This is a genomic window from Stutzerimonas stutzeri (genome assembly GCF_000590475.1).
Lineage (GTDB): Bacteria > Pseudomonadota > Gammaproteobacteria > Pseudomonadales > Pseudomonadaceae > Stutzerimonas > Stutzerimonas stutzeri_D.
This window is the reverse complement of record NZ_CP007441.1, coordinates 3,965,291-3,980,546: the sequence shown is the minus strand read 5'-3', so window position 1 is coordinate 3,980,546 and position 15,256 is coordinate 3,965,291. Positions and strand designations below refer to the sequence as shown.

General features: G+C 62.5%; 12 protein-coding genes. 5 read left to right on the top strand and 7 right to left on the bottom strand.

Annotated elements, in window-relative coordinates:
- Nucleotides 1–115: 115 nt before the first annotated feature.
- The gene (locus CH92_RS18135) at nucleotides 116–949 is read right to left on the bottom strand and encodes an urease accessory protein UreD (RefSeq protein ID WP_025243176.1); all 834 of its coding nucleotides are present in this window, start codon (nucleotides 947–949) and stop codon (nucleotides 116–118) included.
- Between the two features lie 483 nt (nucleotides 950–1,432).
- Between CH92_RS18135 and CH92_RS18130 the strand changes: the two genes are divergently transcribed.
- The 5 genes from CH92_RS18130 to CH92_RS18110 are packed head-to-tail and all read left to right on the top strand — an operon-like array spanning nucleotide 1,433 to nucleotide 5,952.
- Nucleotides 1,433–2,296, top strand: coding sequence for a branched-chain amino acid ABC transporter permease (locus tag CH92_RS18130; protein WP_025243175.1), 864 nt, complete (start codon nucleotides 1,433–1,435; stop codon nucleotides 2,294–2,296).
- A complete protein-coding gene (locus tag CH92_RS18125) occupies nucleotides 2,297–3,325 on the top strand; it encodes a branched-chain amino acid ABC transporter permease (RefSeq protein WP_025243174.1) in 1,029 nt (342 codons plus the stop codon). It abuts the gene before it with no gap.
- Nucleotides 3,318–4,085, top strand: a complete 768-nt coding sequence (locus CH92_RS18120; protein WP_025243173.1) for an ABC transporter ATP-binding protein — start codon at nucleotides 3,318–3,320, stop codon at nucleotides 4,083–4,085. Before CH92_RS18125 ends, CH92_RS18120 begins: the two co-directional genes overlap by 8 nt.
- The gene (locus CH92_RS18115; protein ID WP_025243172.1) at nucleotides 4,072–4,779 is read left to right on the top strand and encodes an ABC transporter ATP-binding protein; all 708 of its coding nucleotides are present in this window, start codon (nucleotides 4,072–4,074) and stop codon (nucleotides 4,777–4,779) included. The genes CH92_RS18120 and CH92_RS18115 overlap by 14 nt, the downstream gene beginning before the upstream one ends.
- Nucleotides 4,780–4,803: 24 nt before the next feature.
- On the top strand, nucleotides 4,804–5,952 hold the full coding sequence (locus CH92_RS18110; protein ID WP_025243171.1) for an ABC transporter substrate-binding protein: 1,149 nt from the start codon (nucleotides 4,804–4,806) through the stop codon (nucleotides 5,950–5,952).
- Between the two features lie 81 nt (nucleotides 5,953–6,033).
- On the opposite strand, the gene CH92_RS18105 is transcribed toward CH92_RS18110, so the two are convergent.
- The 6 genes from CH92_RS18105 to urtA all read right to left on the bottom strand — a co-directional run bounded on the left by CH92_RS18105 (nucleotide 6,034) and on the right by urtA (nucleotide 15,006).
- Nucleotides 6,034–8,268, bottom strand: a complete 2,235-nt coding sequence (locus tag CH92_RS18105; protein ID WP_051517569.1) for a DUF6351 family protein — start codon at nucleotides 8,266–8,268, stop codon at nucleotides 6,034–6,036.
- A 456-nt stretch (nucleotides 8,269–8,724) separates the two neighbouring features.
- Complete coding sequence (urtE, locus tag CH92_RS18100) at nucleotides 8,725–9,423, bottom strand: urea ABC transporter ATP-binding subunit UrtE (protein ID WP_025243170.1); 699 nt, start codon at nucleotides 9,421–9,423, stop codon at nucleotides 8,725–8,727.
- 227 nt (nucleotides 9,424–9,650) lie between these two features.
- A complete protein-coding gene (gene urtD / locus CH92_RS18095; RefSeq protein WP_025243169.1) occupies nucleotides 9,651–10,490 on the bottom strand; it encodes an urea ABC transporter ATP-binding protein UrtD in 840 nt (279 codons plus the stop codon).
- Nucleotides 10,487–11,566, bottom strand: coding sequence for an urea ABC transporter permease subunit UrtC (urtC, locus tag CH92_RS18090; protein WP_025243168.1), 1,080 nt, complete (start codon nucleotides 11,564–11,566; stop codon nucleotides 10,487–10,489). Before urtC ends, urtD begins: the two co-directional genes overlap by 4 nt.
- A 319-nt stretch (nucleotides 11,567–11,885) precedes the next feature.
- Nucleotides 11,886–13,457, bottom strand: coding sequence for an urea ABC transporter permease subunit UrtB (gene urtB / locus CH92_RS18085; RefSeq protein ID WP_025243167.1), 1,572 nt, complete (start codon nucleotides 13,455–13,457; stop codon nucleotides 11,886–11,888).
- Between the two features lie 280 nt (nucleotides 13,458–13,737).
- Nucleotides 13,738–15,006: an urea ABC transporter substrate-binding protein gene (urtA, locus tag CH92_RS18080; protein WP_025243166.1), complete on the bottom strand. Its 1,269-nt coding sequence runs from the start codon at nucleotides 15,004–15,006 to the stop codon at nucleotides 13,738–13,740.
- Between the last annotated feature and the right edge of the window lie 250 nt (nucleotides 15,007–15,256).

The following is a 15,256-nucleotide window of genomic DNA, read 5'->3' as shown; positions in this document are numbered from 1 at the left end:
CTTTTTCACATCCACCGGCTCGTGGCGGCAACCACGCAGCGATAATTTCGGGGCGGCCACGCACGTAGGCCTGGCCCGCGTAGGGTGGGTAACGGCGCAGCCTTACCCTCCGTGTTCATGTGCTCCATATCCTCGGGGGTACCGCTTCGTGCCCTAGCAGTGCTGGACGCAGCAGGCGCCAAAGGTCGATTAGCCAGGCGCGCGCGTGCAGGGCTTCGCCTGCCAGACAGCGGCCTATGACAATGCCAGGCAGTTGCGTCAGATCACCGCGGACCCGACTGGGAAGTTCGCAGCAGCGCTCCATCAGCTCGGCATCGATCTCGCCGGTCACGATCAACGTGGCGAACACCGGATTGCCATCGAGGCCGATCGGCGAGTCCAGCAGGGCGTCGTCACCGATCACGCGTTGGCGTTCGTGCCAGAGCAATTCGCCGTCGCGACGAATATTCAGCTGTGCCTGGAAATGACCTGCGTCGAAACGCTCGCCGCTGGCCGGTCGACCCAACGCAATGATGTCCCAATAGAACAAGCGCGCGTTGCCTTCCAATTCGATGGTCGTGGTGAGCTCGGCCTGCGCCGCTGAATAAACGATGGTTTCCTGTGGCAGCCATTCCAGCGTGGCTTCGGGTCCGACGTGCAACTGCACATTCTGAAAAGCGGGGCTACCGGCGCGATACCATTTGGCCGCTCCAGGGCTGGTGAGTTGCGCCCAGGCACCGCGGCCCACCGTGGCGCTGATGTCCAGTCGGTCGCCACCCGCAATCCCGCCCGGCGGGTGCACGATGATGTGTTGGCAGACTTCTGGCCCTTCCGGATAGAGGTGCTTCTGCACCCTCAGCGGTCCGCTGTGCCGTCGCAGCACCGGACGCGTCGCGTCATCGAGGCGGGCGTAGCCCAGCTCGAGTTCGGCATTCCAGTGTGGCTTGAACAGAGGTGTCAGTGCGGTCATGGGCCATGCGACGTCAGGAGTCATGCTTCATTCCGAGCAATAGTCGTGCCTCCCGCGCCACAGCGGTGCGCAGCGCGGGCTCACAAGCCTGTGAAGGCATGAATGGGTCGGTCGATGAGCTGGCTGCTCGCCTTCTGCGCCCTCAAATGGTGCGCGTGAAGAAATCTGCGTTACGGGTGATCCAGCTTGGTGCAAACAGAACAGGGCTCGCTGCGGCGCGCTCGGCTGGATGCAACCCCTGAACAGTCGAGGCTAATCAGATCGACCGGGCAATCACTGAAATAGATTGTTGCGTGCATCACGCTGCTTTATGGGGCTTTATCTCTTCCGGGCTGCTGGTTTGACGGGGGTGCAAGCGAGTGCCAATGTCAGTCAGGCGAAGAATTCCGGTGTGCCGGCGGCTGGCGAATTTGACCGGCTTGTCTGCAGCAATCGGCACATCGCTCGGTGGCACATAACAACAAGATCCACGGAGACGCCGCATTGAATCTATTGTTTCAGCAAGTGCTCAACGGTCTGACCCTGGGCAGCATCTACGGGCTGGTCGCCCTTGGCCTGACGCTCGTTTACGGCATTCTGCACATCCCCAACTTCGCCCATGGCGCGCTGTACATGGTCGGTGCGTTCGCGTCGTACTTTTTCATGACCGATATCGGCCTGCATTATTGGATCGCCATGCTGGCGTCCGGGGTGGTGGTGGCCGTGCTGGCGGTGCTGTCCGAGCGGTTGGTGTTCCATCCACTGCGCAATGCGCCGCCGATCCACGACAAGATCGCGGCAATCGGCATCCTGCTGTTTCTCGAGGCGGTGGTGCAGATGCTCTGGGGGTCGGACTTCCGCCGCATGGCCTCGCCCTACGGCGGCATCCTCAATTTCGACGGGCTGATCATTCCCGAGCAGCGCCTGCTGATCATCGTCGGCGCCTTTACCCTGATGCTGGCGCTGCACCTTTTCCTGCGCAAGACGATGCTCGGCTCGACCATCATCGCCATGGCACAAAGCCGCGAGGGCGCATTCCTCGTCGGCATCGACTCCAATCGTGTGGCAATGCTGACCTTCGCCATCTCCGGCATGCTCGCCGCCTTCGCCGCGACGCTCTACGCACCGATCAACCTGGTGTACCCGGCGATGGGGCATCTGGTGATCATGAAGGCCTTCGTGATCATCGTGCTCGGCGGCATGGGTAGCATTCCGGGCGCCATTCTCGGCGCGATGATTCTCGGCTTCGCCGAAAGCTTCGGTGGCTTCTACCTGTCCTCGGACTACAAGGACATCATCGCCTTCTCGCTACTGGTGGTAATCCTGTCATTGCGCCCGACCGGGCTGTTTGCCAAGGGGGCGCACTGAATGCATCGTTTCGCTTCGTTACTGACCGGCCCCGGCTGCAAGCTGGTATTGCTGGCATTAGCCCTGGCATTCCCGCTGTTCGCCAAGAGCGAATATCAGGTTTACGTGATGGCCAGCGCCTTCATCTGGGCCATCGCGGTCTACGGCCTGAACATCATCACCGGCTACTGCGGCCAGCTGAACCTGGCCCACGGCGGCTTCTTCGCCATCGGCGCCTATACCCTGGCGATTCTCACCGCTGACCATGGATGGAATTTCTGGCCAGCATTCGTGGCGGCCGCGCTGGTTTCAGCTGCAGTCGGCGCGCTGGTCGGCATCGTCTCGCTGCGCCTGAAGGAACACTTCTTCGCCATCTTCACGCTCTGCGTGGGCTTCATCATTTACCTGCTGATCGACAAGTGGGAGGAGCTGACTCACGGCGCCATCGGCATTCGCGGCATCGCTGCACCGGATGGCTTCGGGCTGGTGGATTTCAGCCAGACAGTGCCGTTCTACTACCTGGCACTGCTGTTTCTGGTGTTGGCGATCTGGTTCGCCGGGCGCCTGGCGCGCTCGCTGCTGGGCCGTACCTTCATGGCCATCCGCAACGGTGACGCCCTGGCGCAATCGCTGGGCATCGACCTGATGCGCAATAAGCTGTTGGCGTTCGTTCTCTCGACGACCTATGCCGGTGTCGCCGGAGGACTCTACGCCTCGATGATCCGCTTCATAGGCCCGGAGGAAGCCAACCCCAATCACACCTTCGACATGATCACCTACCTGCTGGTCGGCGGTTTCGGCACCTTGTTCGGCCCGCTGGTAGGCACCGTCGGGGTCGTCTGGATCACCCAATCGCTGCAGTTCCTCGAGGACTACCGCATGATCATTTTCGGCCCGCTGATCGTGGTGCTGGTGATCTTCATGCCACGCGGTGTGATCGGCACCTTCCTTGGCTGGAAGCTGCGCAAGGACACCGCAGCGGCACGTGCCAAGGACCCGCGCGCTGCTACCAAAGTCACTCCAGGCAGCGAGGTGAACAACAATGCTTAAGGTCGAAAACCTGACCCGTATGTTCGGCGGCCTGGCGGCGGTACACGACGTCAGCGTCGAGTTCGAAGCGCGCAAGATCAACGCCATCATCGGCCCCAACGGCGCCGGCAAGAGCACCTTCTTCAACCTGATTTCCGGGGTTCACAGGCCGAGCTCTGGACGCATCCTGATCGACGGCCACGATGTATCGCGGATGCGCTGCGATCGCGTGGCCCGGCTCGGCGTCGGTCGCACCTTTCAGACCACGCACCTGTTCGAGCAGGCCACCGTTCTAGATAACCTGATTGTCGGCCATCGGCTGCGCACCCGCTCGGGGCTGTGGGACGTGCTGATCAATTCCAAACGCTTGCAACAGGAAGAGCGCGAGTGCCGAGAGAAGGCCCGCGCCGCGCTGGATTTCGTCGGTCTGGCGCATCTGGAAAATCGGGTGGTGCTGGATATCTCACAGGAGGAGCGCAAGCGCGTGGCGTTTGCCCTGGCACTGGCTACCGAGCCGAAGCTGGTGCTGCTCGACGAGCCGGCGGCGGGGGTCAATCCCGAGGAAACCGAAGGCCTGGCCGAGCTGATCCGCAAGATGCCCGAGCATGGCCTGACCGTGTGCCTGATCGAACACAAGATGGACATGATCATGGGCCTGGCGGACAAGATCATGGTGCTCAACTACGGGGAGAAGATCGCCGAGGGTACGCCCGCCGAGATCAAGGCAAACCCGGCCGTCATCGAAGCCTACCTGGGGAGCGACTACGATGCTGCAGCTTGAACGGGTCGATGTCTGCTACGGCAGTTTCAAGGCGCTGAACCAGGTTTCCATGACGGTTGGCGCCGGCGAACTGGTGGTGTTGCTCGGCGCCAACGGTGCGGGCAAGACCACCCTGTTCAACACCATCAGCGGGCTGCTCAAGCCAACGGCTGGCAGCATCACGCTGGAGGGCAAACGCATCGACGGTCTCAAACCATCCGGCCTGGTTGCCGCCGGCGTGGTGCACTGTCCAGAGGGCCGCAAGCTGTTCCCGCAGATGTCGGTCTCGCAGAACCTCGCGCTCGGCGCCTATCTGCATCGCCGTGACGGGGAGGGCAACAAGCGCAACCTGCAGGAGGTGCTCGAGCTGTTCCCCATACTTCACGACAAGCGCCACCAGCCGGCTGGGTCGCTCAGCGGTGGGCAGCAGCAGATGGTCGCGATCGGCCGGGCGCTGATGAGCCGTCCGCGGCTGCTGATGCTCGACGAGCCCTCGCTCGGGCTGGCCCCGCTGGTGGTCAACCAGATGTTCGAGGTGATCTCGCGCATCAATAAATCCGGCACCAGCGTTTTGCTGGCCGAACAGAACGCCTTTGCGGCGCTGAAGATCGCTCACCGCGCCTATGTAATCGAGGGCGGCAGCCTGGTGATGGAAGGTGACCAGCAAGCCATGCTGGGTAACGAAGCCGTGCGCAAAGCCTACATCGGCGCCTGATCAGTCATGACCAAGGAGACAACAATGAACACGCTCAAAGCGCTTGGAATGGCGATTGCCACCCTGTCCGCAGCTCATGCCGGCGGCGTATATGCTGAGCAGACGCTCACTATCGGTTTCACCGGCCCGCTCAGCGGCGGTGCCGCGCTCTATGGCGAGAACACCCTGTCGGGCCTGCGCATGGCCGTTGAGGATACTAACGAGGCCGGCGGTATCAAGATCGGCGACGAGACCTACAAGGTCAATCTCATCAGCCTGGACGACAAGTATTCACCGAGTCAGGCGGCGACGAACGCCAAGCGCCTGGTGAAGGAGTCGAATGCCGCTGCCGTGTTCGTCCCCCATACCGGCGGCGTATTCGCTCTGCAGGATTTCAACGTCGCTGACGACTTCCTGATCATGGCCTACACCAGCGTGCCGTCGGTGACAGCGCAGGGCAATCCGCTGACGGTGCGCATTCCGCCAGAGTTCACCGGCTACGTCGACGCCTTTTCCGACTACGCGCTCAAGCATTACGGCAAGAAACTCGGCATTGCCGGTGCGACCCACGAGTACGCCAAGATCTGGACCGACATGATGACCAAGGCCTGGGAGCAGAAGGGCGGGGAGATCGTCGAAAGCAATCCCATGGATTACAACAAGTCGACCGACTTCTATACCGGCGTCAGCAGGGTGATCGCCTCCAACCCGGACGTGATGTTCGTTGGCGGTGCCTCGGAACCGACCGGGCTGGTCATGCAGCAGGCGCGGCAGTTGGGCTTCCAGGGCGGCTTTATCGTCATGGATCAGGCCAAGCTCGACGAAATCGCCGCGGTCATCGGCGGCCTGGAGTTGCTGGAAGGCTCCGTGGGTGTCGTGCCGCTTTCCGAATACGACAGTGAGGTCGCCAAAGTTTTCATCGATCGCTACCAGAAGGCACACGGCAAAGTGCCGGGCTCGGAGGCCGCCTACAACTACCTGGCCTTCCATGCGCTGGCCAAGGCCATGGAGCTGGCGGGTAGTACCGAGCCGCAGCAGGTCCGCGCCAAAATGAATGAGGCACTGACCGCCATGGACCCGAAGTTCAACCTCTATTCGGTCAAGGGCATGACCGACAACGGAGGTTTCATCACGCCGACCACCATGGCCGTGGTGGAAGGCGGCAAGATCGTCAGCAAGCAGATCGGCGAGTGATAGACCGCTACCCGGACAGTGCTCGCCGTGAATGATCCTCGCCTACGTGCTCCGCATCGATAGATGCGGAGCACTTGGGTTTCAGGGGCGGTGTGGCAGCCGGTCCCTGTGGTAACGCCCGTAACCGGTGTATTCGAGCCATGTGCCGATCAGGTCGGTCTGGCCTACGCCGGGTGCTTCCCACTGACAGACGCCCGCAGGAAAGATGCGGGTCAGCCGTGCATAGTCCGCCGAGCTGAATTGCACTTCGTAATCCCTGGGGTCGACCGCCCGTAGCTGGCATTTGATGATGTTGGACTCGATGGGACCGCCAGCAACCATCCGCGGAGAGGGGAACGCCGGGTAGAGATCGTTACAGGTTGACGTGCCGGGGCCGCCAAAACGTTGCGTCTCGGGAATAAAGTTCGGCGTCGTCTCGCGTGACCAGCAGCCATCCTGAAGGTCGGCGGGCTTGTTGCGCACCACCTTCTCGGCTTTAGGCGCGTGGCGGGTATCGGCTGCGATGCGTGCCAGCCAATGGTCCATTGCCTCCAAGGCACGGTCCTGGATGTAGGCGACGCGGCCGGGATACGCCGCGTCGTCAGCAGTGTTGCTGCCACCGCTCCACATGACGTGGTTATCGATGTGTCCATTGGCCTGGCGCAACCGTTCGCGGGTCGAGAAATGGTGAAACCTGAGATGGATGTCGCCGCCGGGTTGCAGGTCGGTGTAGAGCTGGTCGTAATCCAGGATCGGCATCGACGCCAGCCCGCCGCCGCCGTTGAGCATCCTCCCGGTCTGGTAGGCCGCGCGCGTGGCTCGCAGGTCGGCGGTCATGCGTTGCGGTATGAAGTTGGCGTCGATGTCCATGCCGCCGATGTTCTCGTTCAGGTCGAGGAACTGCTCGATGCTGATCTCGCCGGCATTCAATGCCTGTAGCCCGTACTGGATGCCGACGTTGTCCAGCGGCCGGCGAGCGAAGCCGGTCTGTGGATCGATTCCGTAGCTGTTGATCGCGTGGTCGTAGATAGTCGCGCGTGCGCCGCGCGGGTTGTCGGTCGGGTCGTAACGCAGCGAAGAATCCACCGAGGCGTCGAACTCTGCGGAAGCTCGATCAGTTCGACCGGGCACCGGGTCCAGACGCGCCGCACCGTTATCTAGATTGGGAATGGTCGCGAACACACCGAAGCCGGATGCCGCTCGCAGCTGTTCCTCGGTCCAGGCCACGTTGGCATTCTGGTAGTAGTGCCAGAGCAGGCGCGAGTCGGCAAGCGTGTGTGCAGTGCCGAAGGCGACTTCAGGGAAGCTGCAGGAGGGAATGATGCCGTCGAGAAGGCCAGGGTAGTTATCGCCGATCTGATGCTGCTGGTACGAGCCGCCGGAGCATCCCCAGCCAATGGTGTAGCGCGGCCGGCCATAGGTCTCGATGAAGCGCTCCTTGACCATCATCATGGTCTCGGCTGCCAGTAAATCATCGCAGTTGTTGCCGAACACGTTCAGCGACGCCGAGGCGGTTGCGAAGCCTCGAGACAGCTCGCGGTTATCCAGCACGCCGCCGGTGCTGTTGCCCTGGCGGTACCAGCCAGAGCGGCATCCTCCGCCGAAGTTGTAGACCAGCCGGCCGTTCCAGGCGCCGTCACGCCGGAAAATCGACGGACCGGGCCGCGTCGGGTCATCCAGTACGGCAGTCTGGTAGATGGCGCGGTTGATGACCCCGCTTTCCAGCCGCACCACGTAAGGCACAGTGACGCCGTCGAGAGTGGTGGTCATCGCCAGATCGCCGGGCGGTACCGAAGGGTCATACGCGAGGAACTGCCCGGACTGGGTCCGATAGAGGTAATCCACACGACGTTTGACGGTGCAGTTTTCGTCAAGCGGTTCGCCCAGCATGCCACCGCCGGGGTAGACCTCGTACTCGCTGGTTTCGCAGACGAAGGGCGCCTGTTTCGGGCCGGCGAAAACGGGTCCAGACAGCGGGTGCGAGACCAGCGTCAGCCAGGCCGGGCCGCTGCCTCTGGCTTGCGCGACGAGTCGGTTGCGGCCTTCCTTGAGGCCCTCGACCAGACCGATCAATGATCGGCCGTTCTCGCTCAGGCGGAACGCGCCGGTCACGTCGGTCTGGTTCAGCCTGACGCGGAGCCCTTTGGCTGCGGCAGGATTAGGCAGACCGATACGAATAAGGGCATCGCCGCCGCTGAGTTTGTCGGGCCGGTTGGAGAGGCTCTCGAGCGTCAGGCGCGGAGCCGCCTGGACGGCACTGCAAAGCAAGAGCGAAACGAGGCCGTACTGAACCGCACGGCGAGTATGCCGGTGCTGCCGGTTTATTGTTTTTGTCATGGGTGTATCCCTCGGTTTACGGGGTTGCCGCATGGCGTACTTGCACCGAGAAGCCGATTGCACGCGAGGTCTGGCCTGGTTGCCTGCGTGCGGTTTAGCGTAGAAGTCGAAAAGCCGGTTGTTACCGCTGGCCGACCGCCGGCTGTCGGCCCTGGCGCAAGCGCGTAAGGCCAGACTGCGCAGGCGCAACGCAGCGACGGCGCAGAGCATCACCGGTCGCCCGGTCGGGTATTCGCTTGTTGTGGTTTGCCGGGGACATCCGGCACGAGGAAGGGCAGGGGCAGGGCGCAGGCGAACCGTTAGGATTTCGCTCCGTCGGGACGAGGCGCGTACCGAGGTGTGTGCGCTCGGCTATCGGGTCATGCGCTGCCTGCTCTTACAGTGCCGCCAGAGCTGGCGGTGTGCGGCGCAGGGTGCTCGCCACGCCCGGTGCGAGCAGCGCAGCGGTGGCACGTCTCAGATCGCGACCAGCCCACGCACCCCTTCGGCTTCCATGGTGTCGCCGCGGCCTTGCTGAATGATTTCGCCGCGGCTCATCACCAGGTACTGGTCGGCCAGTTCGGCAGCGAAGTCGTAGAACTGCTCCACCAGCAGGATCGCCATGTCGCCGCGGGCAGCGAGTTTCTTGATCACCACGCCGATTTCCTTGATCACCGAGGGCTGGATGCCTTCGGTGGGCTCATCGAGGATCAACAGGCGCGGCTTGCTCGCCAGAGCACGGCCGATCGCCAATTGTTGCTGCTGACCACCTGAAAGGTCACCGCCGCGGCGGTGTTTCATTTCCTTGAGCACCGGGAACAGCTCGTAGATGAACTCGGGCACTTCCTTGGCTTCCTTGGCGCTGAAGCGTGAAAGCCCCATCAGCAGATTTTCCTCGACGGTCAGGCGACCGAAAATCTCCCGCCCCTGCGGCACGTAGGCGATGCCGGCGTGTACGCGCTGGTGCGGTTTGAAGCCGGTGATCGGCTTGCCTTCCCAGTTCACCGCGCCTTCCTTGGCCGGGATCAGGCCCATCAGACACTTGAGCAGGGTGGTCTTGCCGACGCCGTTGCGCCCGAGCAGGCAGGTGACTTCCCCAATTTTTGCGTCAAACGACAGCCCGCGGAGGATGTGGCTGCCGCCGTAGTACTGATGCAGTTGCTGGACTTGCAGCATGTGCGACTCCTTCACTTTGGTGGATAAGCCTCTGGCGTTATCCACCCTACGATTAGGTTTGCGTTGATGCGGGCAACGGCGCTCGGCCAGGCCTGCTGAATACGCGCGGAAAAGGCTTCGCCGTTTTCCGCCCTACGTTCGGCGGGCGTAGGGTGGATGACGCTTCATCCATCCACCGTTGGCTGCCATGGGTGAATGAAACCGGCGCCATGAACCTTGCGAGCCGCTCAGCGGCCCAAATACACCTCGATCACCCGTTCATCGTTCTGCACGGCTTGCAACGAGCCCTCGGCCAGCACTTGGCCTTGATGCAGCACGGTGACGTGGTCGGCGATGGTGTCGACGAAGCCCATGTCATGCTCGACCACCATCAGCGAATGCTTGCGCGCCAGGCTCTTGAACAGTTCGGCGGTAAACTCGGTTTCCGCGTCGGTCATGCCGGCGACCGGCTCGTCGAGCAAAAGCAACTGCGGGTCCTGCATCAGCAGCATGCCGATCTCGAGAAATTGTTTCTGGCCGTGGGACAGGAGACCAGCCGGGCGATAGCGCGAATTGTTCAGGCGGATGGTTTCCAACACCTCGTCGATGCGGTCCCTTTGCTGGCCGTTGAGTTTGGCTTTGAGACTGGCCCACACGGATTTGTCGGTCTTCTGCGCCAGCTCCAGGTTTTCGAAAACACTCAGCGCCTCGAATACGGTCGGCTTCTGGAATTTGCGGCCAATACCGGACTGGGCGATTTCCACTTCGCTCATGCGCGTCAGGTCGAGTGTGTCGCCGAAAAAGGCCGTGCCGCTGTCGGGACGTGTCTTGCCGGTGATGACGTCCATCATGGTGGTCTTGCCTGCGCCGTTTGGGCCGATGATGCAACGCAGTTCGCCCACACCGATGTAAAGGCTGAGATCGGTCAGCGCCTTGAAACCGTCGAAGCTGACGTTGATGTCTTCCAGGCTGAGGATGGTCCCGTGGCGAGCATCCAGGCCTTTGCTTTTGGCTCGGCCAAGGCCGATGGCATCGCGGCCGCTGCCGTCGAGTGGATCGATGAGTTCGGGTACGGCTACCGTTTTCATTGTTCGCCTCTCCTGCGGAGTAACCCAATCACGCCCTTGGGTAGATACAGCGTGACGACGATGAACAGCGCCCCCAGGGCGAACAGCCAGTACTCGGGAAAGGCCACGGTGAACCAGCTCTTCATGCCGTTGACGATGCCGGCGCCCAGCAGTGGGCCGATCAGCGTGCCGCGGCCACCCAGGGCCACCCAGACGGCGGCTTCGATGGATTGCGTCGGCGCCATTTCGCTGGGGTTGATGATGCCTACCTGCGGCACGTAGAGCGCGCCGGCCAGGCCGCAGAGCACCGCCGACAGCGTCCAGATGAACAGCTTGTAACCGCGCGGATCGTAGCCGCAGAACATCAGGCGGTTTTCCGCATCCCGCAGCGCGGTGAGCACGCGGCCGAACTTGCTGCGTGCCAGGCGCCAGCCGAGGAATAGGCTGCCAGCGAGCAGCGCGACGGTGGCCAGGAATAGCGTGGCGCGGGTGGCCGGTGCCGAGATCGAGAAGCCGAGGATGGTCTTGAAGTCGGTGAAGCCGTTGTTGCCACCGAAGCCAGTCTCGTTGCGGAAGAATAAGAGCATGCCAGCGAAGGTCAGCGCCTGGGTCATGATCGAGAAGTACACGCCCTTGATCCGCGAGCGAAAGGCGAAGAAGCCGAAAACGAAGGCCAGCAGCCCGGGCGCCAGGACCACCAGGCACATCGACCAAAGGAAGCTCGAAGTGCCGTACCAGTACCAGGGCAGTTCGGTCCAGGCGAGAAAGCTCATGAATGCCGGCAGCCCGTCGCCAGCACTTTCACGCATCAGGTACATGCCCATGGCGTAGCCGCCGAGGGCGAAGAACAGGCCGTGGCCCAGCGACAGCAGACCCGCATAGCCCCAGACCAAGTCCAGCGCTAGCGCGACGATGGCGTAGCAGAGGATCTTGCCGACCAGCGTCAGGGTGTAGGCCGAGACATGAAAGGCGTTGTCCGCGGGCAACAGGTGCAGCAGCGGCATGGCCAGAAGGATGGCGAGCACGACTCCGAGGGCTACGGCGGTGAGCTTTGGGCCGGCTTTCTGCGCGGCCGTAAGCGTGAGTGGCTGATTCATGGGCGGCAGCCTCTGATCTGGGCAGCGGATGTAGAGCCGAATGCATTCGGTCGGGCGTTGGACGAGGCCGTCCGTCTGTAGGGCTGGTGTGGGCGCTGGCCGAACAAGTTCGGCCCTACGGAGGAATCGCGTCTGCCTGAGTTCATCCCGGCGGCGTATAGGAAATGCAGGGCAAAATTCGTTCGACCGGAAAGGCATACGAACCGTAGCGCCGAATGTGTTCGGCCAATGGCGCGAGTGGATCGGTTCGAACGCTCGTGCCTGGTGACGCGTGCGAAACGTAGGGCCGAATTCATTCGGCAATTGCGCGAGAAAGCCTTCAATCGATGACCCTCCCTTTTAGCGCGAACAACCCCTGCGGACGTTTCTGGATGAACAGGATGATCAGCGCGAGGATAAGGATCTTGCCCAGCACGGCGCCAATCTGTGGTTCGAGGATCTTGTTGGCGATGCCAAGGCCGAAGGCGGCGAAGATACTGCCGGCCAGCTGGCCGACGCCGCCGAGGACCACCACGAGGAAGGAATCGATGATGTAGCCCTGGCCGAGGTCCGGGCCGACGTTACCGATCTGGCTCAGCGCAACACCGCCGAGCCCGGCGATGCCGGAGCCCAGCCCAAAGGCCATCATGTCGATGCGCCCGGTGGGCACGCCACAGCAGGCGGCCATGTTGCGGTTCTGGGTTACGGCGCGCACGTTCAGACCCAGGCGCGTCTTGTTCAGCAAGAGCCAGGTCAGGAGCACCACGAACAGCGCGAAGCCGATTATCACCATGCGGTTATAGGGCAGCACGAGGTTCGGCAGCACCTGCAGCCCGCCGGACAGCCAGCCGGGATTGGCGACTTCCACGTTCTGCGCACCGAACAGGACGCGTACCAGTTGAATCAGGATCAGGCTGATGCCCCAGGTCGCCAGCAGGGTTTCCAGCGGGCGGCCGTAGAGGTGGCGGATCACGGTGCGTTCCAGCGCCATGCCGATGGCGGCGGTAACGAAGAAGGCCACCGGCAGCGCCACCAGCGGGTAGAACGCCAGTGCGTCCGGGACGAGCCGGGCCATCAGCACCTGCACCATGTAGGTGGAGTAGGCACCCAGCATCAGCATCTCGCCGTGGGCCATGTTGATCACGCCCAGCAGGCCGAAGGTGATGGCCAGGCCCAGCGCGGCGAGCAGCAGGATCGAGCCCAGCGACAGACCGCTGAAGGCCTGGCCGAGCAGTTCGCCGATCAGCAGTTTGCGCTTGACCTGGGCGAGGCTGGTCTCAGCCGCCTTGCGCACGGCGGCATCGGCCTCGGCTTCATCGGCCAGCAGGTTTTCCAGCCGGACCCGGGCCATTGGAGCGCCAGTTTCGCCGAGCAGGCGGACGGCTGCCAGACGCACGGCCGGATCTTCGGCGCTCAACTGCAGGTTGGCGAGCGTCAGTGTCAGCGCTTCGCTAACGACCGGATCGTCTTCGGCTTCCAGGCGCTGCTCGAGCAACGGCAACTGCTCCGGCTTTCCGCTTCGCTGCAGTCGCTTGGCGGCGCTCAGGCGCTGGGTTGGGTCATCGGAAAACAATTGGTGAGTGGCCAGTGCAGTATTGAGGAGCCCGCGCAGGCGATTGTTCAGACGCAGCTTCTTCGGCGTGCCAACAGGTTCGGCTTCGCCCTCAAGGGCACGGTAATCACCGTTCTCCTCGATAAAAGGAATCTTGTTCTTGTCGATCGCCACATGGTTGGCGCGCAGGGCTTCGATCAGCTCCAACCGCTCAGGGGCTGGCGCATTGGCCCAGTCTTCCAGCAGCTTGGCTTGTTTTGCCGGGCTCGCTTTGGCGTAGTTGGTCGCGTCTCCGGCGTGCGCCGCCCAGGGCAGGGCCAGCAGGAGCAACAGGAAAATTCGGTACAGGGCAGTGTTCATTCGTTTGTTCCCCAGGGACCTCGTAGCTCTCTTGGTGGAGCTTGTGATGGTCGACAGGTGGATGAGAAAGGCGTCGACTCCGCGTCCCGGTCCACCCTACAAAGCCGAGCGAATGTAGGGTGGATGGCGCTTCATCCATCCACCGAAGCGCCGTATGGTCGACCCAAACCCTTCGGTGGGACGGGCGGATGCCGTAGGGTGGGCTTCAGCCCACCGATCCACCGTGCTGGTGGGCTAAAGCCCACCCTACAAAAGCCGTACGGCGTTGCTGTCACGTTGATCAGTTCGACTTCACCGCGTAATCAGGCTTTTTGTCATTGCCGGGGATATACGGGCTCCACGGCTGCGCGCGGACAGGGCTTTCGGTTTCCCAGACCACCGAGAACTGCCCGTCATCCTGGACTTCACCGATCATTACCGGCTTGTGCAGGTGGTGGTTCTTCTCGTCCATGGTCAGGGTGTAGCCGCTCGGCGCCTCGAAGGTCTGGCCAGCCAGCGCGTCGCGGACCTTGCCGACGTCGGTGCTGCCGGCCTTCTCGACGGCCTGCGCCCACATATGGATACCGACGTAAGTGGCCTCCATCGGGTCGTTGGTCACCGCCTTGTCAGCGCCCGGCAGGCCCTTGTCCTTGGCGTAGGCCTTCCACTTGCTGACGAAGGCTTCGTTGACCGGGTTTTCCACCGACTGGAAGTAATTCCAGGCGGCCAGGTGACCGACCAGCGGCTTGGTGTCGATGCCGCGCAGTTCTTCTTCACCGACCGAGAAGGCGACCACCGGGACGTCTGTGGCTTCCAGACCCTGGTTGGCCAGTTCCTTGTAGAAAGGCACGTTGGAGTCGCCGTTGATGGTCGACACCACGGCGGTCTTGCCGCCAGCGGAGAACTTCTTGATGTTGGCGACGATGGTCTGGTAATCGCTGTGGCCGAAGGGGGTGTAGACCTCTTCGATGCTCGATTCCGGCACGCCCTTGCTGATCAGGAAGGCACGCAGGATTTTGTTGGTGGTGCGCGGATAGACGTAGTCGGTGCCGAGCAGGAAGAAGCGCTCGGCGCTACCGCCGTCTTCGCTCATCAGGTACTCCACGGCCGGGATGGCCTGCTGGTTTGGCGCGGCGCCGGTGTAGAAGACGTTGGGCGACAGCTCTTCGCCTTCGTACTGCACGGGGTAGAACAGCAGCCCGTCGAGTTCTTCATAGACGGGCAGCACGGATTTACGCGACACCGAGGTCCAGCAACCGAAGGTCACCGCGACCTTGTCCTGGGTCAGCAGCTGCCGGCCTTTTTCTGCGAACAGCGGCCAGTTGGATGCCGGGTCGACCACCACCGGCTCGAGCTGCTTGCCGAGCACGCCGCCCTTGGCGTTGATCTCGTCGATGGTCATCAGCGCCATGTCTTTCAGCGAAGTTTCCGAAATGGCCATGGTGCCGGACAGCGAATGCAGGATGCCGACCTTGATGGTCTCGGCGGCCTGCAGGGTGAACGGGAACAGGCCGCTGAGCATCAGGGCACTGGCGGCGAGGGTGGACTTCAGTAGGGGACGGCGTTTCATGGTGGGCGGCTCCTTGGCTGTCCATGCGCAACTGTGGGGTTGGTCCTTCGGGACTGGGAGCGCTATCGCAGCATCCGTGCCAATTTGCCGGTAAGCCTTCTGTTCCGGCGCTTTGCGGCCGATTATGGAAATGCGCTATGGCGGGGCGTGGACGCGTCATTGTCCGATAACGGTGCGCTTGGTGAGGTCTTGGAGCACGCCATGCGCCTTTGTGGTGCCAATCGGTTGCAGCTGTGATTCAGCCGGTTCG

Bases quoted from the DNA above. Each gene is read 5' to 3' on its own strand.
- CH92_RS18135 (WP_025243176.1), bottom strand. From the start codon at position 949: ATGACCGCACTGACACCTCTGTTCAAGCCACACTGGAATGCCGAACTC.
- CH92_RS18125 (WP_025243174.1), top strand. From the start codon at position 2,297: ATGCATCGTTTCGCTTCGTTACTGACCGGCCCCGGCTGCAAGCTGGTA.
- CH92_RS18120 (WP_025243173.1), top strand. From the start codon at position 3,318: ATGCTTAAGGTCGAAAACCTGACCCGTATGTTCGGCGGCCTGGCGGCG.
- CH92_RS18115 (WP_025243172.1), top strand. From the start codon at position 4,072: ATGCTGCAGCTTGAACGGGTCGATGTCTGCTACGGCAGTTTCAAGGCG.
- CH92_RS18110 (WP_025243171.1), top strand. From the start codon at position 4,804: ATGAACACGCTCAAAGCGCTTGGAATGGCGATTGCCACCCTGTCCGCA.
- CH92_RS18105 (WP_051517569.1), bottom strand. From the start codon at position 8,268: ATGACAAAAACAATAAACCGGCAGCACCGGCATACTCGCCGTGCGGTT.
- urtE (WP_025243170.1), bottom strand. From the start codon at position 9,423: ATGCTGCAAGTCCAGCAACTGCATCAGTACTACGGCGGCAGCCACATC.
- urtD (WP_025243169.1), bottom strand. From the start codon at position 10,490: ATGAAAACGGTAGCCGTACCCGAACTCATCGATCCACTCGACGGCAGC.
- urtC (WP_025243168.1), bottom strand. From the start codon at position 11,566: ATGAATCAGCCACTCACGCTTACGGCCGCGCAGAAAGCCGGCCCAAAG.
- urtB (WP_025243167.1), bottom strand. From the start codon at position 13,457: ATGAACACTGCCCTGTACCGAATTTTCCTGTTGCTCCTGCTGGCCCTG.
- urtA (WP_025243166.1), bottom strand. From the start codon at position 15,006: ATGAAACGCCGTCCCCTACTGAAGTCCACCCTCGCCGCCAGTGCCCTG.